This window comes from Mesorhizobium kowhaii (assembly GCF_003253745.1).
GTDB classification, from domain to species: domain Bacteria; phylum Pseudomonadota; class Alphaproteobacteria; order Rhizobiales; family Rhizobiaceae; genus Mesorhizobium; species Mesorhizobium kowhaii.
Genome location: NZ_MZXV01000032.1, coordinates 910,849 through 933,651 on the forward strand (window position 1 = coordinate 910,849; position 22,803 = coordinate 933,651).

18 protein-coding genes are annotated in these 22,803 nt (G+C 64.6%); 10 read left to right on the forward strand and 8 right to left on the reverse strand.

Annotated features, from left to right (window positions below; translation table 11 throughout):
* Positions 1-5: 5 nt before the first annotated feature.
* From B5V02_RS17235 to B5V02_RS17245, 3 genes are read right to left on the reverse strand one after another with little or no spacing between them, the layout of a single operon-like run.
* On the reverse strand, positions 6-662 hold the full coding sequence (locus B5V02_RS17235; protein ID WP_208647097.1) for an HAD family hydrolase: 657 nt from the start codon (positions 660-662) through the stop codon (positions 6-8).
* Positions 663-670: 8 nt separating this feature from the next.
* A complete protein-coding gene (locus B5V02_RS17240; RefSeq protein WP_111545286.1) occupies positions 671-1,957 on the reverse strand; it encodes a Tm-1-like ATP-binding domain-containing protein in 1,287 nt (428 codons plus the stop codon).
* The gene (locus B5V02_RS17245) at positions 1,957-2,727 is read right to left on the reverse strand and encodes an IclR family transcriptional regulator (RefSeq protein ID WP_111545287.1); all 771 of its coding nucleotides are present in this window, start codon (positions 2,725-2,727) and stop codon (positions 1,957-1,959) included. Before B5V02_RS17245 ends, B5V02_RS17240 begins: the two co-directional genes overlap by 1 nt.
* A 167-nt stretch (positions 2,728-2,894) precedes the next feature.
* On the opposite strand from B5V02_RS17245, the gene B5V02_RS17250 reads away from it, so the two are divergent.
* The 5 genes from B5V02_RS17250 (at position 2,895) to B5V02_RS17270 (ending at position 8,872) form a co-directional block, all read left to right on the forward strand.
* Positions 2,895-4,343, forward strand: coding sequence for an APC family permease (locus tag B5V02_RS17250; protein WP_111545288.1), 1,449 nt, complete (start codon positions 2,895-2,897; stop codon positions 4,341-4,343).
* Positions 4,344-4,423: 80 nt separating this feature from the next.
* A complete protein-coding gene (locus B5V02_RS17255; RefSeq protein WP_111545289.1) occupies positions 4,424-5,911 on the forward strand; it encodes an aldehyde dehydrogenase in 1,488 nt (495 codons plus the stop codon).
* 232 nt (positions 5,912-6,143) lie between these two features.
* The gene (locus B5V02_RS17260; RefSeq protein ID WP_111545290.1) at positions 6,144-6,998 is read left to right on the forward strand and encodes a MetQ/NlpA family lipoprotein; all 855 of its coding nucleotides are present in this window, start codon (positions 6,144-6,146) and stop codon (positions 6,996-6,998) included.
* A 148-nt stretch (positions 6,999-7,146) separates the two neighbouring features.
* Positions 7,147-8,235 carry a methionine ABC transporter ATP-binding protein gene (locus B5V02_RS17265; RefSeq protein WP_111545291.1) on the forward strand — a complete coding sequence of 363 codons (1,089 nt, stop codon included), beginning with the start codon at positions 7,147-7,149 and terminating at the stop codon, positions 8,233-8,235.
* Positions 8,216-8,872: a methionine ABC transporter permease gene (locus B5V02_RS17270; RefSeq protein WP_111545292.1), complete on the forward strand. Its 657-nt coding sequence runs from the start codon at positions 8,216-8,218 to the stop codon at positions 8,870-8,872. The genes B5V02_RS17265 and B5V02_RS17270 overlap by 20 nt, the downstream gene beginning before the upstream one ends.
* A gap of 2 nt (positions 8,873-8,874) precedes the next feature.
* Here the strand turns inward: B5V02_RS17270 and B5V02_RS17275 are convergent, their stop codons facing one another.
* From B5V02_RS17275 to B5V02_RS17290, 4 genes are all read right to left on the reverse strand, one after another.
* Positions 8,875-9,990, reverse strand: coding sequence for an aminomethyl transferase family protein (locus B5V02_RS17275; protein WP_245445947.1), 1,116 nt, complete (start codon positions 9,988-9,990; stop codon positions 8,875-8,877).
* Positions 9,991-10,027: 37 nt separating this feature from the next.
* Complete coding sequence (locus B5V02_RS17280; protein WP_111545294.1) at positions 10,028-10,804, reverse strand: ABC transporter substrate-binding protein; 777 nt, start codon at positions 10,802-10,804, stop codon at positions 10,028-10,030.
* A gap of 112 nt (positions 10,805-10,916) precedes the next feature.
* Positions 10,917-12,656, reverse strand: coding sequence for a hydantoinase B/oxoprolinase family protein (locus tag B5V02_RS17285; protein WP_111545295.1), 1,740 nt, complete (start codon positions 12,654-12,656; stop codon positions 10,917-10,919).
* Position 12,657: 1 nt separating this feature from the next.
* On the reverse strand, positions 12,658-14,742 hold the full coding sequence (locus B5V02_RS17290; protein ID WP_111545296.1) for a hydantoinase/oxoprolinase family protein: 2,085 nt from the start codon (positions 14,740-14,742) through the stop codon (positions 12,658-12,660).
* Positions 14,743-14,962: 220 nt separating this feature from the next.
* On the opposite strand from B5V02_RS17290, the gene B5V02_RS17295 reads away from it, so the two are divergent.
* The 5 genes from B5V02_RS17295 (at position 14,963) to B5V02_RS17320 (ending at position 21,482) form a co-directional block, all read left to right on the forward strand.
* Positions 14,963-15,790 (forward strand): ferredoxin--NADP reductase, encoded by an 828-nt coding sequence (locus B5V02_RS17295; protein ID WP_111545297.1) that lies wholly within the window; start codon positions 14,963-14,965, stop codon positions 15,788-15,790.
* Between the two features lie 153 nt (positions 15,791-15,943).
* Positions 15,944-16,993, forward strand: a complete 1,050-nt coding sequence (gene deoC / locus B5V02_RS17300) for a deoxyribose-phosphate aldolase (RefSeq protein WP_111545462.1) — start codon at positions 15,944-15,946, stop codon at positions 16,991-16,993.
* Positions 16,994-17,224: 231 nt separating this feature from the next.
* Positions 17,225-19,597 (forward strand): aldehyde dehydrogenase family protein, encoded by a 2,373-nt coding sequence (locus tag B5V02_RS17310; protein WP_111545298.1) that lies wholly within the window; start codon positions 17,225-17,227, stop codon positions 19,595-19,597.
* 281 nt (positions 19,598-19,878) lie between these two features.
* A complete protein-coding gene (locus B5V02_RS17315; protein ID WP_111545299.1) occupies positions 19,879-20,610 on the forward strand; it encodes an SDR family oxidoreductase in 732 nt (243 codons plus the stop codon).
* Positions 20,611-20,636: 26 nt separating this feature from the next.
* Positions 20,637-21,482 (forward strand): fumarylacetoacetate hydrolase family protein, encoded by an 846-nt coding sequence (locus B5V02_RS17320; protein ID WP_111545300.1) that lies wholly within the window; start codon positions 20,637-20,639, stop codon positions 21,480-21,482.
* Between the two features lie 318 nt (positions 21,483-21,800).
* Here the strand turns inward: B5V02_RS17320 and B5V02_RS17325 are convergent, their stop codons facing one another.
* Positions 21,801-22,799, reverse strand: coding sequence for an ABC transporter ATP-binding protein (locus B5V02_RS17325; protein WP_111545301.1), 999 nt, complete (start codon positions 22,797-22,799; stop codon positions 21,801-21,803).
* Positions 22,800-22,803 lie beyond the last annotated feature (4 nt).

A 22,803-nucleotide genomic window follows, 5' to 3' on the forward strand; every position in this document is an offset into this window, starting at 1 on the left:
TGGTCTCAGACGGCTGGGACGAGGTCGAAATGGCCAAGGGCTTCGGCATAGGAAAGTGCTGGCCGGGCAACGTCGAAATGAACGGTGCGCATGCCGGCGGTGCGGCCGCCATCGACATTGCGCTGCTGGTCGTCGACGAAGACGCAGGCGCTGGCAGGCAGGCCGAGCGACTCGGTGACGAAGGCATAGGCGCGGGGGTCGGGCTTGAGGATACCGGTATAGGTGGCGTCGATTATTGTGTCGAACAGGCCGAGCAGCGGCAGCCGCCGGCGAAAGTCGGCGCCGTAGAACAGGTCGAGCTCGTTGGACAGGATCGCCAGGCGAAAGCCCGCCGCATGGACGGCGCGGATGGCGCTATCGGCCTCGGGCCGCACCACCTTTTCCGGCTCCGCGCCGCGTGCACGCTGGACGAAGGTTTCCATCGTCCGCCAGTCCTCGCCGACCAGCCGGCCGACTTCGCTGGTGCGCGTGCGCCAGTAGTCGCGCTCACTGATCTCGTCGGCCTGCATCGCGCGCCACAGCGGATCGCTGTCCGGATCGAACGGCCCGCGCCATTGCAGCGTTCCCGGTTCGAGGTCGAGCGCCTGTTCGGTCAAGGCATGCGTCTCGAACAGCGTCCGGGTGACAACGCCGCCGAAATCAAGAACCAGCGCCTGGGCCAAAGGAGTGCTCACGCGGCCACTCCCTTGACTGGTGTGCCGCGCGGGACAATGCCTTCCTCGACCCAGCGGTCAAAAATCTCGAGCGCCTTGCCGACGAAGTCGTCGCCGTTGATGTGGGCGTCGATCTCGTGGAACTCGACGCCTGCGGGAATGGCCTTGCGCATTTCGTCGACGAAGGCAGCAAGAGCCTCCGGTTCGTAAAGCGGCTCGCCCCGCATGTCCCATTCCTGGATGCCGCCCGACGGCAGGATGAAGGCGGAGCGCCCTTTCGCGGCTCCGAGCTTGGCGGCGATGGTTCTGGCGACCTGGCGGCGATCGTCGGCGTCGACGGTGACCGAGCCGATCAGCCGGTTGTGGGCATGGAACGGGCGCTCGGAGAACTTAGCCGGCAAATCCTGCCAGGTCGGCAGATCGACCATGTCGACCGCCCCGGGAGCGGCGATCTGCGGAATGCCACGGGCGCCTGCATTTTCCAGGCGGTCCGCGCCGGAACTGACGACGGAGCCGGCGAGATGGTTGGTGATTTCCTGCAGGCTGAAGTCGAACACCGCGCAGAAATGGCCTTGTCCGGCAATCGATTCGAAGGCGCGGCCGCCCATTCCGGTGGTGTGGAAGACGGCGACATCATAGCCGCGCCGCTCCAGTGCCGGTTTCAGCGTCTTCATGTAGCGCAGGCAGCTGCTGCCCAGCGAGGTCATGCCGATGGTCGGGCCGATGGCGGGAGCAGCCGCGCGCGACGCCAGCATGATCTTCGCCGCGCCGACGACCGCGCCGCAGGCCTGCGAGAGAACCGCCTTGCAGATGCTGTTGAGGCCATAAAGCCCACCCGCCCAGAGGATCATCATCAGGTCGGGGGCGACGCGCTCGGGTGGGATGAGATGCGAGTAGGCGATGGTCGAGACGACGAATTTCGGCACGCCGAGCGGCAGGCAAAGCGCGACGTCGAGCGCCAGGTCGGTTCCCATCGAGCCGCCGATGGCGATGAAGCCGTCGATCTCGCCGTTTTGATGAAGCTGGCGCGCCAGTTGCACGGCGCCGCCGGCCATCAATGTCATGGCGGTGTTCTCGTCGCCGCTCGAGACGATCTCCGCGATCGTCACATCCACGGCGCGCGCAACGGCATGCTTGTCGTGATCCGGGCTGTATGGCGGGTCGCCCAGCACGCTGACATCCATCATCACCGCGCTGCCACCGGATGCCTCGATGCACTGTTTCATGAAGTTGAGCTCGTCGGCCTTGGTGTCACCCGTGCCGATGACCAGGATGCGGGGTGCTGTTGCCGTCTCTGCAGACATCACGCCTGCCTCCTCAGGGTTTGCAGGTTGTCGCCGTTGAGGCGCATCGAAATCTCCCGTGCCGCGGCCATCACCGCAAGTCCCCGTTCCACGATCGCCGCCGGCGTCGTCCTGGCCTTCGGCGCGGCCACCGCGATGGTGCCGAGCGCAAAGCCGTCCGCCGCGCGGATCGCCGCCGCGACGCTGATCACGCCTTCCTCAAAACCCTGATCGCAGATCGAATAGCCGCGGTCACGCGTCTCGCCGATCGATGTGGAAATGGCGGCCGGCTCGATCAGCGTATGCGCCGTGAAGGCATTGAGCGAGCCCGCCAGGCATGCCTTGACGGTCTCGTCGCGGGCGAAGGCCAGATAGGCGATGCCGGAGGCAGTCGAATGCAGGGGCAGAAGCTGGCCGATATCGATGTTGACCCGGTTTGCCCAGGCCGGATGTTCGACATGGACGGTAACCAGCTTATCGACGCCGAATTCCGAGAGGTGCACGGTCTCGGCGGTCGAGGCCGCGAGATCCCGCACCAGGGGAACCGCCGTCTGCAGGAACGGAAAGCGCGCCTCGCGGATGCGCGCCAGCCGCGACAGGCCGGCGCCGAGGCGATAGTGCCGGGAGGCGGCATCCTGCTCGACGAAGCCATGGCCGGTCAGCGCCAGCAGCAGCCGTCGCGTCGTCGCCTTGTCGAAGCCCGACCGGCGCGCCAGGTCGGACAGCCCGAGCGCGGGCTCGTCGACGGTGAACAGTTCCAGAAGTGAAATCGCCTTGCCGACCGTACCCAATTTCCGCCTCCAGATAATCATTTAACGTGTGAATTAACTTGACAGGCATCGGCTTTGTTTGCAAGTCTATATTCAAAATATGGGTTCACATAATGAACCGACATCCAGAGCGCATGGGACAGGCCGATCGGCCAGCGAATCCAAAGGTTCGCAAACAGGAGGGACCAATGTCAGCAGTTTCGGAGCAGGCGCCAGCCAACAGGCTGCGCAAGAACAGTCTTGGCGTCGGCGCCATCACCTTCATGGTGATTTCGGCGGCGGCACCCCTTACCGCGGTGGCCGGCGGCACGCCGCTCGGCATGCTGATGGGCAATGGCGCCGGCTTTGCCGGCACCTATCTCATCGTGACCATCCTGCTGCTTTTGTTCGCGGTCGGCTATGTGACGATGTCGCGCCATGTCGGCAATGCCGGCGCCTTCTACGCCTATGCGGCGCGCGGGCTTGGCGGCCTGGCCGGCGGCGCCACGGCACTGATCGCCATCCTGTCCTACAATGCCATGCAGATCGGCGTCATGGGCCTGCTTGGTGCGGCGACCGCCGGGCTGTTCGCCGGCTGGGGCATCAACCTGCCGTGGTGGGTGTGGAGTTTCATCGCCATCGCGCTCGTCGCCGTCCTCGGCTATCGCCAGGTCGACCTGTCGGCCAAGATCCTGACAGTGCTGGTGCTGTGCGAATATCTGGTTGTGCTGGTCCTCGACATCGCCATCCTCAAGACCGGCGGCGATAGCGGGCTGTCGGCGGCGCCGTTCAGCTGGAGCCAGATCACATCAGGCGCGCCAGCCATCGCCATCCTGTTCTGCTTTGCCGCGTTTATCGGTTTCGAGGCGACGACCATCTATGCCGAGGAAGCCCGCGACCCCGAAGTGACGGTTCCGCGCGCCACCTATTTCTCCGTCCTGCTGATCGGCGTCTTCTACATGCTCACGGCATGGCTGATGGCGGTCGGTGCCGGTGTCGACAAGCTGCTGTCGGCGCTGCAGGGCCTGCAGGATCCTACGACCTTCCTGTTCGGCCTGTCCGATCGTTACGCCGGAACGATGCTGTCGCATGCGATGAGCATCCTGTTCGTGTCGAGCCTGTTTGCCGGCGTGCTGGCGTTCCACAATGCGGTTGCCCGCTACATCTATGTCTCGGGTCGCGAAAAGCTTCTGCCGCAGACGATCGGCGTGACGCATTCGGTGCACCAGAGCCCGCATGTCGCCTCGGTCATCCAGAGCGTGCTCGCAGCAATCGTCGTCGGGCTGTTCGCCGTGCTCGGCCTCGATCCGGTGCTGGCGCTGTTTTCGTGGCTGACCAATGTCGCGACGCTCGGCGTCATCGTCATGATGGCCGTGGCGTCGCTCGCCGTGGTGATGTTCTTCCGGGCCAATCCGGCTGCGCGGGAGAACGCGCTGAAGACCGCCATCCTGCCCGGGCTGACCTTCATTGCCTTCGTCATCATCATCTACCTGATCGTCATCAATTTCGGCGGCCTGTCCGGGGCCAGCGGCTTCCTCGGCGTGTTGCTGCCGGGGCTGGTGCTGATCGCCGCAATTGTCGGACTGCTGCTGGCGAGCGCGCTGAAGAGCCGCGATCCGGTCGCCTTCGAAAATCTCGGTCAGCCGTTGAAAGACTGAGCGAAGCGCAGGATTGAGAGAAGCGATGGGCGGCGCCCACGCCGCCTATCGCACTGCATAGCCCCTGAAGTGAGAACGCAATGATCAGCCAGAATGCCATCGATGCACTGCGCAAGACGGAGATCGGCGCGCGAGGCCTGTTCATCAATGGCGCGCAGACCGATGGTACGGAAGGCGCGACGCTGCCGGTGATTTCGCCGATCGACGGCCGTCCCTTCGCCAGCATCGCCGACGGCAATGCCGCCGACATCGACCGCGCCGTCAAGTCGGCGCGCGAGGCCTTCGACAAGGGCTCGTGGTCGCGCTCAGCACCCGCCTTTCGCAAGAAGGTGCTAGTGAGGCTCGCGGAGCTAATCGAAAAGCATGCCGACGAACTGGCCGTGCTCGGCGTGCGCGACAACGGCACCGAGATCGGCATGGCCTACAAGGCCGAACCGCTCTCGGCGGCAGGCACCATCCGCTATTATGCCGAGGCGATCGACAAGATCTATGGCGAGATCGCACCGACGGCCGACAACGTGCTCGGGCTGATCCACAAGGAGCCGCTCGGCGTCGTCGGTGTCATCGTGCCGTGGAATTTTCCGCTGATGATCGGCGCCTGGAAGATCGCGCCGGCGCTCGCCGCCGGCAATTGCGTGGTGGTCAAGCCGCCGGAGATCGCTTCGCTGACGCTGCTGCGACTGGCCGAGCTGGCAAGCGAGGCCGGACTTCCCGCAGGGGTGCTCAACGTCGTCACCGGACGCGGCGCAGTCACCGGTGAAGCGCTCGGCCTGCATATGGATGTCGACGCCATCGCCTTCACCGGCTCGGGACCGGTCGGCCGGCGGCTGCTCGAATATTCCGCGCGTTCCAATCTGAAGCGCGTCTTCCTCGAACTTGGCGGCAAGTCGCCCAACATCGTCTTTGCCGACGCCCCGGGCCTGAAACAGGCGGCGGTGGTCTCCGCCAATGGCATCTTTCGCAATTCCGGCCAGGTCTGCGTCGCCGGCTCGCGCCTGCTTGTCCAGGCGTCGGTCTATGACCGCTTCATGGCCGAGCTTCTCTCGGCAACCACGCGGCTGAAGGTCGGCGATCCGCTCGATCTCTCGAGCGACGTCGGCGCGGTGTCGAGCGCCGAACAGCTGGACAAGAACCTCGGCTTCGTCGCCCGGGCGGCGGCGGAAGGCGCCCGTCTGGTCACCGGCGGCGAACGAATTCTTGCCGAGACCGGCGGCAGCTACATGGCGCCGACGATCTTCGAGAATGTGACGCAGGGGATGCAGCTTGCCCGCGAGGAGGTGTTCGGACCGGTGCTCGGCGTCATGCGCTTCGAGACCGAGGAGGAGGCCGTGCGCCTTGCCAATTCGACCGTCTATGGGCTTGCCTCGGCGGTCTGGACCGCCAACCTTTCCACCGCCCATCGCATGGTGCGCGCCATCAATGCCGGCGTCGTCCACGTCAACACCTATGGCGGGGCCGACATCACCGTGCCGCTCGGTGGCGTCAAGCAATCCGGCTTCGGCCGGGACAAGTCGCTGCACGCGCTGGAAAAGTACTTTGATCTCAAGACGGCATGGATCGCCCTTTGAGGGCAGTGCCGGGAGGTCTGCGAATCTGACTTCACCGAGGTGCGCCGGATCGCACCGCAGTCGATCCGGCGGCGTCTTGTGCTCTCTCCCTCGACATTTTTGAGAGAATATTCCCGGCTTTGACGAGAACGGCGAAACGCTTTCTTTGATAAAATCGATAGAATTTCTGACGATGTGATCAAGGCTCGGCAATCCGCCTGGCCGCATGACTTCACAACCGCAGAGATCAATCATGACTGACTTCAAAAACACTTTGCCATCTTCCCTTTGGTCAAGCCTCAGCCGGCGCAGTGGCCTTGCTCTGCTGTTCGCATCGGCCGTCGCGGTCGGCAGCCTGATGGCGCCGCATGCGTCGTTCGCCGAGGACAAGAAGGCGATCAAGGTCGGCATCATCAGCGGCGAGGACGAGGATGTCTGGCGCGTCGTTGTCGCGCAGGCGGCCGAAAAGGGCCTCACCATCGAGACCGTGGTGTTCAACGACTATACCCAGCCCAACGAAGCGCTGGAGCGCGGCGAAATCGACGCCAACGCCTTCCAGCACCAGCCCTATCTCGACAACCAGATCAAGACACAAGGGTACCATATCGTCCGCGTCGGCTATACCGGCGTCTGGCCGATCGGCCTCTACTCGAAGAAGTACAAAGAGGTCGCCGACCTGCCCGAGGGCGCGGTCATCGGCGTGCCGAACGATCCGTCCAACGAAGGCCGGGCGCTGCGCGTGCTGCAGAACGAGGGCGTGATCAAGCTGAAGGACGGCACCGGCATTCTCGCCACCACCGCCGACATCGCCGAGAATGCCAAGAAGGTGGTGATCAAGGAACTCGACGCCGGCATCGTCGGCCGCTCGGTCGAGGATCTCGACGCCGCCGTGGTCAACACCGACTGGGCGCTGAAAAGCGGCCTGACGCCGGAAAACCGCATCGCGCAGGAGCCTATCGCCGACAATCCCTACCGCAACTTCATCGCGGTGAAGGCCGGCAATGAGAACGAGGCCTGGGTCAAGACGTTGGTCGCGTCGTACCAGAACGAGGCGGTGAAAGCCGAGTTCGACAAGGTCTACAAGGGCACCGGCCTCAGCGCCTACTAGGGAATTACGGGCGCTGATGTGCCTGCTTTGACTAGAGCAATTCCAGGAAAAGTGTGTAACGGTTTTCCGTCCGGAATTGCGTCAAAACAATGAGATAGAGCGGTCCGCGCAACGCGCGGGCCGCAATCGCATTTTCAGGGATCCACGCATGAACCAGCATTTTACCGCACCCGCCGAGGCCACGGACCAGCCACGTGCAACACCGCAGGACGTGGTGCGTCTTGTCGACCTGAAGCGCCGCTTCGGCGCGACGCCTGCACTCGATGGCGTGTCGCTGACGGTGCGCAAGGGCGAGATCCTCGGCATCATCGGCCGCAGCGGCGCCGGCAAATCGACACTGATCCGCTGCCTGAACGGACTGGAACGGCCCGATTCCGGTGAGGTTTTCATCGAAGGCCGCGAGATCAGCCGGCTCGGCGAGCGCGACCTGCAGCCGCTGCGGCGGCGCATCGGCATGATCTTCCAGCACTTCAACCTTTTGTCGGCCAAGACGGTCGAGGACAATGTGGCGCTGCCGCTGAAGATCGAGGGCCGCCCGAAGGCCGAGCGGCTGCAGCGCGCCGCCGAACTGCTTGACCTCGTCGGCCTGTCGGAGAAAGCAAAAGCCTATCCGGCGTCGCTGTCGGGCGGCCAGAAGCAGCGCGTCGGCATCGCAAGGGCACTGGCGGCGCGGCCGGCGCTGCTGTTGTCGGACGAAGCCACTTCGGCGCTCGATCCGGAGACGACGCGGTCGATCCTTGCCTTGCTGAAAGATATCAACCGGCAGCTTGGGCTAACCATCCTGCTGATCACCCACGAGATGGAGGTGATCCGCTCGATTGCCGACCGGGTGGCGGTGATCGATGCCGGGCGCATCGTCGAGGAAGGGCCGGCCTGGTCGGTGTTTGCCGAGCCGCGTTCCGACATCACCCGCAGCCTGCTCGGCGCCATCCGGCCGCAATTGCCGGCAGAACTCGCAGGTCGACTGCTGCCATCGGCCGGCACGGAGACGATCCTGCGTGTGGACGTGGCCGGCGAAGCGGCGCGTGGTCCGCTGCTGTCCGATCTTGCCGCTGCTGTTCCAGGTCCCTTCCGCCTCGTCCATGGCGGTATCGACCATATCCAGCAGCAGCCTGTCGGCACCCTGTTCCTGGCTGTTCCGGGCAGCGAAGCAGGTCATCTCGCTGACGTCATTACATTCCTGAAGGCCCGCCAGGCGCGGGTGGAGGTGCTTGGCCATGTCGCCAATTCTGTTTGAGCTTCTGCTGCGTTCGATCTGGGAAACCGTGCTGATGACGGCCGCGTCCGGCCTTATTTCGCTGGTGTTCGGCCTGCCGCTCGGCCTAGCGCTGGTCGCCACGGATCGCGGAGGCATTGCCGAAAGCCTGTGGGTGAACCGCGCGCTCGGCGCCGTCATCAACGGCTTCCGCTCGGTGCCCTTCATCATCCTTTTGGTGGCGTTGATCCCGGTGACGCGGCTGATCGTCGGCACCTCGATCGGCACCTGGGCGGCGATCGTGCCGCTGTCGATCGCGGCCACGCCCTATTATGCGCGCATCGCCGAAGTGTCGCTGCGCGAGGTCGATCACGGGCTGATCGAGGCGGCGCGCGCCATGGGCGGCAACCGCTGGACGATCATCCGCGAGGTGCTTGTGCCCGAAGCCCTGCCCGGCATCGTTGCCGGCTTCACGGTAACGCTGGTGACGCTGATTGGCGCCTCGGCCATGGCCGGCGCCATCGGTGCCGGCGGGCTCGGCGATCTCGCAATCCGCTACGGCTACCAGCGTTTTGAGACCAGCGTCATGATCGCCGTGGTGATCGTGCTGATCATCCTGGTCTGCGGCATCCAGTGGGCCGGCGACCGGCTGGTGGCGAGGCTGGACCGGCGAGGGTGAGGCTACGCCCTTAACCTGATCCCCTCGGGATCGAAGAACGGGATCGGCGCGACGACCGCGCGGGTTGGCTTGCCGTCGATGTCGATGCTGAGCTCGGTGCCGATAGTCGTGAACGGCAGCCGCAAATGCGCGGTCGCCAGCACCTTGCCCAAGGAATAGCCGTGGTCGCTGTAGGTGACGATGCCGGCATCCTCGCCATCGGCCAAAACCCTGGCGTCAGCCGCGGCTGGCTTGTCGCCGTCGAGGATCAGTCCGACCCATTGCTCGTCGAGGCCCTTGTCACGAACCTTGAGCAAGGCTTCGCGGCCGACGAAATCGCCCTTGTCGAACTTAATCCAGCGATCGAGGCCGACATGGAACGGCGTACGGGGCTCGTCCATGTCGATGCCATGCGCCGGATAGGCCTTTTCCAGGCCGAGCGTGAACATCGCCAGCACGCCATAGGGTTTCAGGCCAAAGTCACGGCCAGTCTGCATCAGCGCGTCCCAGACCGAAGCCGCCTCGTCGGCCGGTACAAACAGTTCGAAGCCGAGTTCGCCGGTGACGCCGGTGCGCGAGATCAGTATCTTGGTCCCGCCGATGCGCCCTGAGGTGAACGACCAGCGCTTGAGCCCGTCCAGATCGGCATCCGCGATCAACACCTTCAGCAGATCGCGCGAGCGCGGGCCCTGGATGGTCGGGAAGGCGATGGCCGCAGTGATGTCGGTGACATAGGCTTTTCGGCCCTGCGCATGGTGCTGCAGCCAGGGCAGCATCTTCAGGCGGTTAACCGAGCCGGTCACCAGCATGAAATGCTCCGGCGCCAGACGGAACACAGTGAGGTCGTCCATGATGCCGCCATCCTCGCGACAGACCGTGGAATAGCGAACCTGGCCCGGTTTCATCGCCGCCGCATCATTGACGATGACATGGTTGACCAGCGCCTCGGCGTCCGGCCCCTTGATGTCCATCTTGCCCATGGTGCTGAGATCCTGGACGCCGACATTCTTGCGGGTGTTCAGGTGCTCGTCGGCGATGCCGGAATAGGTCTTGGCCGAGATGAAATCGCCGCCGACCCGACCCATGGTCGCGCCCAGTCCGACGATGCTGCTGTAGAAGGGGGAGCGCCGCTCAGCCAAGAAAGTCTCCATCGTTCATTGCGGTCCAGAGACGGTCTCAGTTCCCGTAGACGTCGAACGAGAAATACCTGTCGTTGATTTCCTTGTATTTTCCGTTGGCGCGCAGCGCGTCTATTGCCGCATTGAGCTTGTCGGCCAGCCCCTTGTTGCCCTTCTGCAGCGCGATGCCGACGCCCGGCCCATGAATGGCCGGATCGGCCGTCAGAGTGCCCAGCAGCTTGCAGCAGGCGCCGTCGGGTTTCTTCAGCCATTCGGTCAGAATGATCGAGCCGTCCATCATCGCATCGAGGCGACCGTTGGCCATGTCGGTGCGGGCGTCGTCGCCGGTCGGATAGACCTTGACGGTCGAGCCTGAGTATTTCTGCTCGGCGAATTTCTGGTGGATGGTCGCGGTCTGCACGCCCAATGCCTTGCCCTTCAGATCGTCCGGCGAGGTGCCTGCGATGGTCGAATCCTTCGGCACCGCGATGGCCGGCGGCGTCTGGTAGTATTTGTGGGTGAACTCGACCTTCTCGGCCCGCTCGGGCGTGATGGTGATGTTGATGATCGCATCGAACTTGCCAGCCTGGAGAGCCGGGATAGAGCCGTCGAAATCCTGCACGGTGAATTCGCACTCGGCCTTCATCTCAGCGCACAGCGCTTTGCCGAGGTCGATGTCGAAGCCGCCCAGCGTGCCGTCTGCATTGGCGTAGTTGAAGGGCGGATAGGCGCCCTCGGTACCGATCCTGAGCTTCTTGTCCTGGGCGGAAGCGGCGCCAGTGGCGAGAACCAGGCCGACAGAGGCGGCAAGCACGAAACGACCGAAAAGACGCATGTCCGAGATCTCCGTTGATCGGAGAAGTCTACGGGCTTTCATGACCCCGGCGGAGACGGAAACGACATGTCATGCGCCGATCACGGCGGCGCGATCCAAGCCGCCGGCGGTGTTAGCCGGCGCGCTGCTTGTCCGTCGCCTTCCGGTCAACGGCGAACTCGCCTGCCGTCAGGACAACGCCGAACTTTTCGCTGGCTTCCGCTGACGTGTAGTAGCCCAGCGCCACATCACGCAGCACCATCTCGGCGTCGCGCTCAAGCGGATCGCCATAACCGCCGCCGCCCGGCGTGCCGACGCGCACGCGGTCGCCGGCCTTCAGGGCGATGTCCTGCTCCTTGGAGAGGTGTGGCGGCACATGTTCCTCGCAGTTGCGGAAGACGGTCACCGTGTTGACCGCGCCGTCCTTGCCGCCGAGCGCGCCTTGCGGGCCAAAACGGCCATGATCCATGACGAAGGAGGCGCGGGCGTCGCCGCGCAGGATCTCGACCTCATAGGCGAGGCCAAAGCCGCCGCGCTGCTTGCCGGCGCCGCCCGAGCCTTCGCGCAAGGCATAGTGGCGGTAGAGTACTGGAAAGGCCTGCTCCATGATCTCGACCGGCGGCGATTTGGAGATGCCGATGGTCGAGCAGCCATTGGTCAGGCCGTCATGGCCTGAATTGCCGCCATAGCCGCCGCCGGAGATCTGGTACATGACGTAGTCGCGGCCGCGCGCCGGGTCGTTGCCGCCGAGCGCGAAATTGCCGCTGGAGCCGGCGGGAGCCGCCGTCACCTTGTCGGGCAGCGCCTGCACCATGGCCGCGAACACCGCCTCGGCGATGCGCTGCGACACCTCGGCGGCGCAGCCGGAGACAGGGCGCGGGTATTTGGCGTCGAGGAAGGTGCTTTCCGGCCGCTTGACGATCAATGGCTCGAAGGCGCCGGCGCTGATCGGCACGTCCGGGAAAATATGGCGCATGGCGAGATAGACCGAGGACAGCGTCGTCGCCAGCACGCTGTTCATCGGCCCGGCGCAGGGCTTTGACGAGCCAGCAAAATCGAAGGTCAGCGTGTCGCCCTGTTTCTCGATGGCCAGCGCGATGGCCAGCGGCTCGTTGACCACCCCGTCGGAATCGACGAAGGCCTTGGAATGGTAGGTGCCGTCGGGGATGGCGGATATGTTGGCGCGCATCTGCTCGGCGGCGCGGCGGCGCAGTTCGGCAATCGCCTCGACAACAGTTTCGTCTCCGTAACGATCCAGGATTCCGTTGAGCCGGTCCTGGCCGATCAGCAATGCGGCGGCCTGGGCTCGGATGTCGCCGATGCGCTGGTCGGCGACGCGGATGTTGGAGCAGATGATGGCGTAGATCTCTGGGTCGAGCACGCCCTTCTTGAACAACTTGACCGGCGGCAACCGCAGGCCTTCCTGCTCGACCGCCGTCGCCGAGGCCGAGAAGCCACCGGGCACCGAACCGCCAATATCAGGCCAGTGGCCGGTGTTGGACAGCCAGCAGAAAATCTTGCCGTCCCGGTAGACCGGCATGGCGAAGCGCACATCCATCAGATGCGTGCCGCCTAGATAGGGATCGTTGACGATGTAGATGTCGCCGGGCTCCGGCGGCAGGCAGCGGCCGTCGGCGATCATCTCGATCACCGTCCTGGTCGAATACTGCATGACGCCGACGAACACCGGCAGGCCCTGGCTGCCTTGCGCGATCAGCGAACCATCGACGGCCGAATAGATGCCGTCGGAGCGGTCGTTGGCCTCGGCGATGACCGGCGAGAAGGCAGCGCGCGAAAAGGTCAAATCCATCTCGTCGCAGACCTGCTGCAAGGCCGCCTGGAGAACCGAAAGGGTGATGGCGTCGAGCTTCATCTCAGGCCTCGCCAATGTCGATGATGATGTTGCCGTCAGCGTCCGAGCGCGCGCGGTCGCCGGGTTCGAGCACGGTGGTCGCATCCATCTGCTCGAGGATTGCCGGGCCTTCGATGACCGCATCGAGCGGCAGCTTTTCGCGTGCGTACACCGGTGTGTCGTGCCAGCGTCCGCCATACCAGACCGGCCGAATCTCGCGGCGTGCCTCGTCGAGCGTTTTTGCGCGCCCAGCCGGGTCGATCAATCGCGACAGGTCGATTGCCGGCCGCACACCCGTCACCGAGGTGTTGAGGTTGACGAGGTTGGCGCGGATTTCCGGCAGCTCGACCTTGAAGCGGGCGAAATAGGCCTTTTCGAACAGTTTTTGCAGCTCATGCCGGGTCACATGCGAGGACGGCAACGGCACGTTGATGATGTGGGTCTGCCCGACGAACTGCATGTCGGCGGAATGGGTGACGCGGATCGTCTCCGGCTTCACCGCTTCCTTGCCGATCAGCTCCTCGCCTTCGTTTCGGTGCCGTTCCAATATAGCGTGAAGCTGGGTTTCGTCGAGCACCGCCACCGGCTGGTTGACCGTGTTGACGAAGTCGTGGCGCAGGTCGGCGACGACGCAGCCGAGCGCGTTGGTGATGCCGGGCCGCGCCGGCACCAGCACCTTGGGCAGGCCGAGTTCGCGCGCCAGTGCGGTCGCATGCAAGGGCCCGGCGCCGCCGAAGGCGAACAGCGCAAAGTCGCGCGGATCGTGGCCGCGCGACACCGAGACCATGCGGATGGCGCCGGCCATCTTCATGTTGCCCAGCCGCAGCACCGCGCCCGCCGCCTCGACGCCGGACAGGCCAGTCGCCTTGCCGATCTTCGCCTCGAAGATGCCGGTGACGCGCTCGACGGTGACCGGGTTTTCGACCGCCAGCAGCTTCTTCGGCGCCAGCCGGCCGAGCACCAGATTGGCGTCGGTGATTGTCGGCTCCAGTCCGCCGCGTCCGTAGCAGATGGGGCCGGGATTGGCGCCGGCGCTTTCCGGGCCGATCTGGATCAGGCCGGCCGCATCGACGCGGGCGATCGAGCCGCCGCCGGCGCCGACCGTGTGCACCGCCACCATCGGCACGTGGATCGGCATGGCATATTCGATCTCGATCTCGTTCGAGACCGCCGGCTCGGCGTTGCGGATCAGCGCCACGTCGGTCGAGGTGCCGCCCATGTCGTAGGTGACGAGGTTTTCGTAGCCGGCGCGCTTTCCCGTGTAGGCGGCGGCGATGACACCGGAGGCCGGGCCGGACATGACGGTCTTGGCCGACTCACGTGTGACGAAGCGGGCCGAGATCATGCCGCCATTGCCGTTCATGATCAGGAAGTCGCGGGCATAGCCTTTTGCCCCCAATTCCTTGCGCAGCCGCTCGACATAGCGCTCGAGGATCGGCTGCACTGACGCATTCACTGCGGCGGTGACGCCGCGCTCGAATTCGCGCGCTTCCGACAGCAGCGCATGGCCCGACGTGATGTAGCCGTTCGGCCAGAGCTCGGCGGCAATCTCGGCGGCGCGCCGCTCATGCGCCGGGTTGGCGTAGGAATGCAGGAAATGGATGACGAGGGATTCGCAGCCGGCCTCGATCAGCGTCTTCACCGCCGCGCGCATTTCGGCCTCGTCGAGCGGCGTGCGCACCGTGCCCGACGCCTCGACACGCTCCGAGACTTCGAGCCTGAGATTGCGTGGAATGATCGGCACGAAGCTGCCGGTCATGCCATAGGCCTGCGGTCGTGTGCGCCGGCCGAGCTCGATCACGTCGCGAAAGCCGCGCGTGGTGATCATGCCGGTTTTCGCCAGCCGGCGCTCGAGCACCGCATTGGTGGTGGTGGTCGTGCCATGCACGATGAGGTCGATGCCGTCGATCGGAAATCCGGTGGCACCGAGCGCCGAAACGACGCCGAAAGCCTGGTTGTCGACCGTGGTCGGCGTCTTGGCGATATGCACCCGGCCACCGTCGCGTCCGTCGATCAGAAGCAGGTCGGTGAAGGTCCCGCCGACATCGATACCGGCGACGACGCTGCCCAGGGAATCCGGCGGCTGCACCGAAAAATTCTCTTTCATTGTCGAAACCCGAAATGCGCGGACTACGGATATGTCACAGTTTGGAAAGGTGTTTCGCGGCGGTATCTTGACGCAAATATCGTTTGTATACTAATAAATTCCGGACACAAGAGCTTACCGCTTTGGAGTGTGCAGACAGCACGCCGAAACCTGAATGGTTCGGGCGCGCAGGTGAAGGTTTGGTGCCCGCGATCGCAATTGGGCCAGAAGGTTGGATTTGATGAACACCACATCCGCGCTCAACACCGTCGGCGCCCGCCCGCTGCAGTTTCCTATACCGGCCAATGTCTATGCCGAGACCGTCGTCTCGGTGAAGCACTATACCGACCGGCTGTTTTCCTTCCGCATCACCCGGCCGCAGTCGCTGCGCTTCCGCTCCGGCGAGTTCGTCATGATCGGCCTGCCCAATGCCGAGAAGCCAGTGTTCCGTGCCTATTCGGTGGCGAGCCCGGCCTGGGACGACGAGCTGGAATTCTTCTCGATCAAGGTGCCGGACGGCCCGCTGACCTCGGAACTGCAGAAGATCCAGGTCGGCGACACCGTCATCATGCGCCAGAAGTCGACCGGCACGCTGGTGGTCGACGCGCTGACGCCGGCCAAGCGGCTGTTCATGATCTCGACCGGCACCGGCATCGCGCCCTTCGCCAGCCTGCTGCGCGACCCCGACACCTATGAGAAGTTCGAGCAGGTCGTCTTGACCCACACCTGTCGCGACAATGCCGAGCTCACCTATGGCCAGGAGCTGGTGGCGGGGCTCGAAAGCGATCCGCTGATCGGCGAGATGACCGGCGGCCGCGTCACCCTCTACAATTCGACGACCCGCGAAGAATCGGCACGGATGGGCCGCATCACCGCGCTGATCGGGTCCGGCAAGTTCTACACCGATCTCGGCATCGACAAGCTCAATCCGGAAACCGACCGCATCATGATCTGCGGTTCGATGCATATGCTGAAGGACGTCAAGGAGCTGGCCGAAAGCCTCGGCTTCGAAGAGGGCTCGCTGCATCATCCGGCGAGCTTTGTTGTCGAACGCGCCTTCGTCGGCTGAAGTCAAGCTGCTCATTCCAGAATCAGGTTTTGACCTTTCGGTCAAAAACTAGCTGCTTTCGCAGCCTTTTTCAGCTAAGACCCGCTGAAGGACTCGTGAAGTACGACTTCGCGGGCTATCTTCGGCGCACGTCGATGAATGAAAGGGCAGGAGATGAGCAGCACAATCCGCGAAGCCGATCTTGGCTCGTCCAAGGTGACGCCGCTGCCGGCACGGGCCGCCGCCAACACGCCCGCCCCGCTGGACCATCGCATCGCGCGCAACCCCGGCATGAAGCTCGACCTCGGCTTCATGGAATCGGTGCGCAGCGTCAACCGCTCGGCGCTGGAACGCCGCGTCGCCAGCCTGACCAAGCGGCGCTCGATCAAGGCTGACAACCAGGCGGCATGGCTGCTGCGCGCCGTCGCCTGCATGGACCTAACGACGCTGAATTCGAACGACACCGAAGAGCGGGTGCGCCGGCTGTGCGCCAAGGCGATCAATCCGTTCCGCCGCGACATCGTCGAGGGCCTCGGCATTGCGGGCGAGACCATTCGCCCGGCCGCCGTCTGCGTCTACCATCCCTTCGTCGCCACCGCTGTCGACGCCGTGCGCGGCACCGGCATCCACGTCGCCGCCGTTTCCACGGCCTTCCCGCACGGCCTTGCGCCGCTCTCCACCCGCCTGCAGGAGATCGAGGCCTCGGTGAAGGACGGCGCCGACGAGATCGACGTCGTCATTCCGCGCGGGCTGGTGTTCGGCGCCAAGTGGCGGGAGCTCTACAATGAGATCGTCTCGATGCGCGCCGCCTGCGGTGACGCGCATCTGAAGGTCATCCTCGGCACCGGCGACCTCGCCACGCTGCGCAATGTCATGCTGGCCTCGATGGTGGCGATGATGGCGGGTGCGGATTTCATCAAGACCTCGACCGGCAAAGAAAGCGTCAACGCGACGCTGCCCGTTGGCCTCGCCATGGTTCGCGCCATCCGCGCCTATTTCGAGGAGACCGGCAATCTCATCGGCTTCAAGCCGGCCGGCGGCATTTCCACGGCAAAGGCTTCGCTCGACTGGCTGGTGCTGATGAAGGAAGAGCTCGGCCGGCCGTGGCTGGAACCCGACCTGTTCCGCTTCGGCGCCTCGAGCCTTTTGACCGACATCGAGCGCCAGCTCGAGCATCATCTGACCGGTCACTATTCGGCCAATCATCGCCACGCGATGGCTTGAGGCGCGTGAGGCCTTGAACGTGGAGTTCCTTCGCGCCCCCCTCTGTCCTGCCGGACATCTCCCCCACTTGTGGGGAGATTGGCTGTCATCGATGATTTCGCCAATCGCCGACGTTGCAGGATGCCAGCTGACAGGCGCGAAGGCCGATCTCCCTCCTTGTGGGGGAGATGGCCGGCAGGCCAGAGGGGGGCGCGAAGGAATGCTTTCCGAGACAATTATCTGGAGCGCGCCATGAACATTCTCGACCGCTATCACGCCATGGAGTACGGCCCGGCGCCGGAAGCCCGCAACGAGGCCGATGCGTGGCTCGCCGCGCGCGATTTCAGCAAGGCGCTGTTCATCGGCGGCGACTGGAAAGCCGCTGCCGGCGGCAAGACCTTCGAGACCAGCGAGCCATCTTCCGGCAAGCTGCTGGCCAAAGTGTCGGACGCCAATGCCGCCGATATCGATGCGGCGGTTGCGGCGGCCGCCAAGGCACTGCCGAAATGGTCGGCGTCTTCAGGCTACAGCCGAGCGAAAGTGCTCTATGCCATCGGCCGCGCCATGCAGCGGCACCAGCGCCTGTTCGCGGTGCTGGAATCGATCGACAACGGCAAGCCGATCCGCGAAAGCCGCGACATCGACGTGCCGTTGGCCATCCGCCATTTCGTCCACCATGCCGGCTGGGCGCAGGCGCTGGACAGGGATTTCCCCGGCCACAAAGGTGTCGGCGTCGTCGGCCAGATCATCCCGTGGAATTTTCCGCTGCTGATGCTGGCCTGGAAGATCGCGCCGGCGCTTGCCGCCGGCTGCACTGTGGTGCTGAAACCGGCCGAATTCACGCCGCTGACCGCCATCCTGTTTGCCGAGATCTGCGAACGTGCGGGCGTGCCGAAAGGTGTCGTCAACATCGTCCAGGGCGGCCCGGAGGCGGGTGCGGCCATCGTCAACCATCCCGGCATCCAGAAAATCGCCTTCACCGGTTCATCGGAAGTCGGCAAGATCATCAGGAAAGCCACGGCGGGCTCAGGGAAAAAACTGTCGCTGGAACTTGGCGGCAAGTCGGCCTTCATCGTCTTCGAGGACGCCGATCTCGACAGCGCCGTCGAAGGCCTGGTCGATGGCATCTGGTTCAACCAAGGCCAGGTCTGCTGCGCCGGTTCGCGGCTGCTGGTGCAGGAAGGCATCGCCGATGCCCTCATTGCCAAGGTCAAGACGCGGATGAGCCGGCTGCGCGTCGGCAGCCCGCTCGACAAGAACACCGATATCGGGCCGCTGGTCGACGCCACACAGCTCGACCGCGTCAAGGGACTGGTCGCCGAAGGCGCCAGACAGGGCGCCGTCTGCTGGCAGCCGGACGCAACACTACCGTCGTCGGGTTACTATCATTTGCCGACGCTCGCGACAGGTGTTTCTCCGGCTAACATCTTGGCCCAAGAGGAAGTATTCGGGCCGGTGCTGGCGACCATGACCTTCCGCAACACCGAGGAAGCGATAGAGCTTGCCAACAACACGCGCTATGGGCTGGCCGCCTCGGTGTGGAGCGAAAACGTCAACCTTGCCTTGCATGTCGCGCCGCAGTTGAAAGCCGGCGTCGTCTGGGTCAACGGCACCAACATGTTCGACGCCGCCTGCGGTTTCGGCGGCTACCGCGAGAGCGGTTTCGGTCGCGAAGGCGGCCGCGAAGGCATGTTCGAGTATCTTTCGGCAAAGCTGCCGCTTGGTCCGGTGATCAAGCCGGCAACAGTCTCCGCACAGCCTGCCGAGCAATCAGACGGCGATGCCATCGACCGCACGGCAAAGCTGTTCATCGGCGGCAAGCAGGTGCGGCCGGACGGCAATTATTCGCTGGTGGTTGCCACCGCCAAGGGCAAGCTCGCCGGCGAAGTCGGTCTTGGCAGCCGCAAGGATATCCGCGACGCCGTTTCGGCCGCGCGGGCCTGCAAGGCCTGGCCGGAGGCGACCGCCTACAACCGCTCGCAGGTGCTTTACTATCTGGCCGAAAACCTGTCCGGCCGCGCCGCCGAGTTTGCCGCCCGCCTCACCGAGCTGACCGGCGCTACGCCCAAGGCGGCGCGCGACGAGGTCGATCAGTCGATCGAGCGGCTGTTCCTCTATGCCGGCCTTGCCGACAAGTTCGAGGGCCGCGTGCACCAGCCGCCGGCGCGTGCCGTGACGCTGGCGCTGCATGAACCGGTCGGCGTCGTCGGCATTGTCGCACCCGACGCCTCGCCGCTGCTTGGCCTGATCTCGCTGGTCGCACCGGCGCTGGCCATGGGCAACACCGTGGTCGCCGTGCCGTCCGAGCGCTACCCGCTGCTCGCCACCGACCTCTATCAGGTGATCGAATATTCCGACGTTCCGGCCGGCGCCATCAACATCGTCACCGGCCGCACGGCTGAACTTGCCGGTGTGCTGGCCAAGCACGACGATGTCGACGGGCTCTGGGTGTTCTCCGATGCCGACACCTGCGCCAAGGCGGAGGCCGAGTCGATCGGCAACCTCAAGCGGGTCTGGAGCGGCAACGGCCGCGGGCTCGACTGGGCGTCCGACGAGGCGGCCGGCGATGCCTTCCTGCGCCGCGCCATCGAGGTCAAGAACGTCTGGGTGCCTTACGGCGACTAATGCATGTCGCCCAAAAGCATGCCCTCGGGCTTGACTCGGGGGTGCGCAGCGGTTTGGGGCAACGACATGCACAAAACGCGCTTTGAGCCGTTTCGGCGCTGCTGCCGCGATGGTGATCGTGTTCGGGCTTGACGCCCGGATGCATGTTCTTTAACGAGAAAAAACATCTTTATCTGTGGGCTGACAAGCGCGCAGGCCGCATGATGGCGTCCGACTGGCCCATGACGCCCCGGCCGACTGCCGATAGACCCGGATGATCCCAAGCGGGCGAGGAGAAGAGCATGGCGGATCTGGCAGGCAAGGTCGTTGTCGTCACGGCAGCGGCGCAAGGCATCGGGAAGGCGAGCGCGCTGGCCTTCGCCAAGGCGGGTGCCGTCGTCCATGCCACCGACATCAACGAAGCGCTGCTGGCGGAACTCGCCAAGACGTCCGGCATCAAGACCCGCAAGCTCGATGTGCTCAATGATGAGGCCGTCAACGCCGCCTTTGCCGAGATCGGTGCTGTCGATGTGCTGTTCAACTGCGCCGGCTTCGTCCATTCCGGCTCGATCCTCGAGATGAAGGACGCCGATCTCGATTTCGCTTTCAACCTCAATGTCCGCGCCATGATCCGTACCATAAGGGCTGTGCTGCCCGGCATGCTGGAGCGTGGCGACGGATCGATCATCAACATGTCGTCGGTCGCTGGCGCCGGCAAGGGCGTGCCGAACCGCTTCGCCTATGGCGTCACCAAGGCCGCGGTCATTGGCCTGACCAAGGCGATTGCCGCCGACTATGTCGGCAAGGGCATACGCTGCAACGCAATTTGCCCCGGCACGGTCGAAAGCCCGTCGCTGCAGGACCGCATGCACGCGCAAGGCGACTACGAAGCTGCCCGCGCCGCCTTCATCGCCCGCCAGCCAATGGGCCGGCTCGGCACGCCGGAGGAAATCGCCGATCTCGCCGTCTATCTGGCCGGCGCCACCTATACGTCCGGACAGGCCTATAATATCGACGGCGGCTGGTCGATCTGAACCATTCTGACTGAGGAGAGCATGACATGAAGCTGCTGCGCTATGGCGAGGCAGGGAGCGAACGCCCCGGCCTGCTCGATGCGGATGGAACGATCCGTGATCTCACCGGCCATGTCGCCGACATTGGCGGCAAGGCACTCGACCCGACATCGCTGGCGACGCTGGCCAAGCTCGATCCGAAGTCGCTGCCGGCGGTTTCCGGCAGCCCGCGCATCGGCGCCTGCGTTGCCGGCACCGGCAAGTTCATCTGCATCGGCCTCAACTATTCCGACCATGCCGCCGAGACCGGCGCCACCGTGCCGCCGGAGCCGATCATCTTCATGAAGGCAAGTTCGGCCATTGTCGGCCCCGACGACGACGTGCTGATCCCGCGCGGCTCGGTCAAGACCGACTGGGAAGTCGAACTGGCCGTGGTCATCGGCAAAACCGCGAAATATGTCAGCGAAGCCAACGCGCTCGACTATGTCGCCGGCTATTGCGTTGCCCACGATGTCTCCGAGCGCGCCTTCCAGGCCGAGCGGCAGGGCCAGTGGACCAAGGGCAAGTCCTGCGACACGTTCGGCCCGATCGGCCCATGGCTGGTCACCAAGGACGAGGTCGCCGACCCTCAGAACATCAAGATGTGGCTGACGGTCAACGGCAAGACGATGCAGAACGGCTCGACCAAGACCATGGTCTATGGCGTCGCCTACCTGGTGTCCTATCTCAGCCAGTTCATGTCGCTGCACCCCGGCGACATCATCTCAACCGGCACACCGCCCGGCGTCGGGCTGGGCATGAAGCCGCCGGTGTTCCTGAAGGCTGGCGATGTCGTCGAACTCGGTATCGAGGGCCTTGGTCAGCAGAAGCAGACGTTCAAGGCTGACGTGTAGGCGCCCAGTTGCTCCCCCCTTCTCCCCTTGTGGGGTGAGCAGCCGGTTCGCCGAAGGCGAATTCATCGTGCCCGTGGCACGATGAAAGGCCAGCGAACGACGGGACGCTGCGAAGCAGCGGGGACCCGGCAGGGTGGATCGGCCACCACCCGGCCCTTCGCAGGCTCAGGGCGTTCGAAGGGCAGGGTGGATCGGCCACCACCCGGCCCTTCGCAGGCTCAGGGCGTTCGAAGCTCAAAAAGGCCAAGCAATTGGCTTTTTGTCCGCTACGCGAACCGCTTCTCACCCCACAGGGGGAGAAGGGCAGTCAGCGCCCAGCTACTTCAGCACCTTCCCATCCGCACCAAATCGATACGTCTTCGCCGGGTCCGGCGTCGCATAGAGCGTGGCGCCCGGTTCGGCGTCGTAGACGCCGAAGATGCGCACGGTGATCAGCCCGGCCTTTTCGCAGTCGAGATAGAGGTTAGTGTCGGCGCCGAGATGCTCGGCGTGGACGACTGTGCCCTTCCAGGCTCCGGACTTCGGATCGACGGTCAGATGCTCCGGCCGCACGCCGATGGTCTTGGCAGTTTCGCCGAGGCGGGCGCCGTCGACGAAATTCATCTTCGGCGAGCCGATGAAGCCGGCGACGAACTCATTTGCCGGCGAATTGTAGAGCTCCATCGGGCCGCCGATCTGCTCGATCCTGCCGGCGTTGAGCACCACGATCTTGTCGGCCAGCGTCATCGCCTCGACCTGGTCGTGGGTGACGTAGATCATCGTCGCCTTCAGCCGGCGGTGCAGCTGCGCGATTTCCAGTCGCGTGTTGACGCGCAGCGCGGCATCGAGATTCGAGAGCGGCTCGTCAAAAAGAAAGAGCTTGGGCTCGCGCACCACGGCGCGGCCGATGGCGACGCGCTGGCGCTGGCCGCCGGAGAGTTCCGCCGGCCGCCTTTCGAGATAGGGCTCCAGCGACAGCATCGACGAGGCAATGCCAATGCGGCGGTCGATCTCGGCCGCCGGCGTGCCCGCCTGCTTGAGGCCAAGGCCCATATTGTTCTTCACCGTCAGATGCGGGTAGAGCGCATAGGTCTGGAACACCATGGCAATGCCGCGCTTGGCCGGCGGCGTGGCGGAGACGTCGTCGCCGTCGATGACCACCCGGCCCGAGGTCGAATCCTCCAACCCGGCGATGACCCTGAGCAAGGTCGACTTGCCACAGCCCGACGGGCCGACGAAGACGACGAATTCGCCGTCCGTCACCTCGAGGTTGATGCCCTTCAGCACCTCGACCGGCCCGAAGGCCTTCTTCACGTTCTCGATGTTCAGCGAGCCCACGGCT

Coding starts and splice junctions, on each gene's coding strand:
- B5V02_RS17240 (WP_111545286.1), bottom strand. CDS start 1,957: ATGTCTGCAGAGACGGCAACAGCACCCCGCATCCTGGTCATCGGCACG.
- B5V02_RS17250 (WP_111545288.1), top strand. CDS start 2,895: ATGTCAGCAGTTTCGGAGCAGGCGCCAGCCAACAGGCTGCGCAAGAAC.
- B5V02_RS17255 (WP_111545289.1), top strand. CDS start 4,424: ATGATCAGCCAGAATGCCATCGATGCACTGCGCAAGACGGAGATCGGC.
- B5V02_RS17260 (WP_111545290.1), top strand. CDS start 6,144: ATGACTGACTTCAAAAACACTTTGCCATCTTCCCTTTGGTCAAGCCTC.
- B5V02_RS17265 (WP_111545291.1), top strand. CDS start 7,147: ATGAACCAGCATTTTACCGCACCCGCCGAGGCCACGGACCAGCCACGT.
- B5V02_RS17270 (WP_111545292.1), top strand. CDS start 8,216: ATGTCGCCAATTCTGTTTGAGCTTCTGCTGCGTTCGATCTGGGAAACC.
- B5V02_RS17280 (WP_111545294.1), bottom strand. CDS start 10,804: ATGCGTCTTTTCGGTCGTTTCGTGCTTGCCGCCTCTGTCGGCCTGGTT.
- B5V02_RS17285 (WP_111545295.1), bottom strand. CDS start 12,656: ATGAAGCTCGACGCCATCACCCTTTCGGTTCTCCAGGCGGCCTTGCAG.
- B5V02_RS17290 (WP_111545296.1), bottom strand. CDS start 14,742: ATGAAAGAGAATTTTTCGGTGCAGCCGCCGGATTCCCTGGGCAGCGTC.
- B5V02_RS17295 (WP_111545297.1), top strand. CDS start 14,963: ATGAACACCACATCCGCGCTCAACACCGTCGGCGCCCGCCCGCTGCAG.
- deoC (WP_111545462.1), top strand. CDS start 15,944: ATGAGCAGCACAATCCGCGAAGCCGATCTTGGCTCGTCCAAGGTGACG.
- B5V02_RS17310 (WP_111545298.1), top strand. CDS start 17,225: ATGAACATTCTCGACCGCTATCACGCCATGGAGTACGGCCCGGCGCCG.
- B5V02_RS17315 (WP_111545299.1), top strand. CDS start 19,879: ATGGCGGATCTGGCAGGCAAGGTCGTTGTCGTCACGGCAGCGGCGCAA.
- B5V02_RS17320 (WP_111545300.1), top strand. CDS start 20,637: ATGAAGCTGCTGCGCTATGGCGAGGCAGGGAGCGAACGCCCCGGCCTG.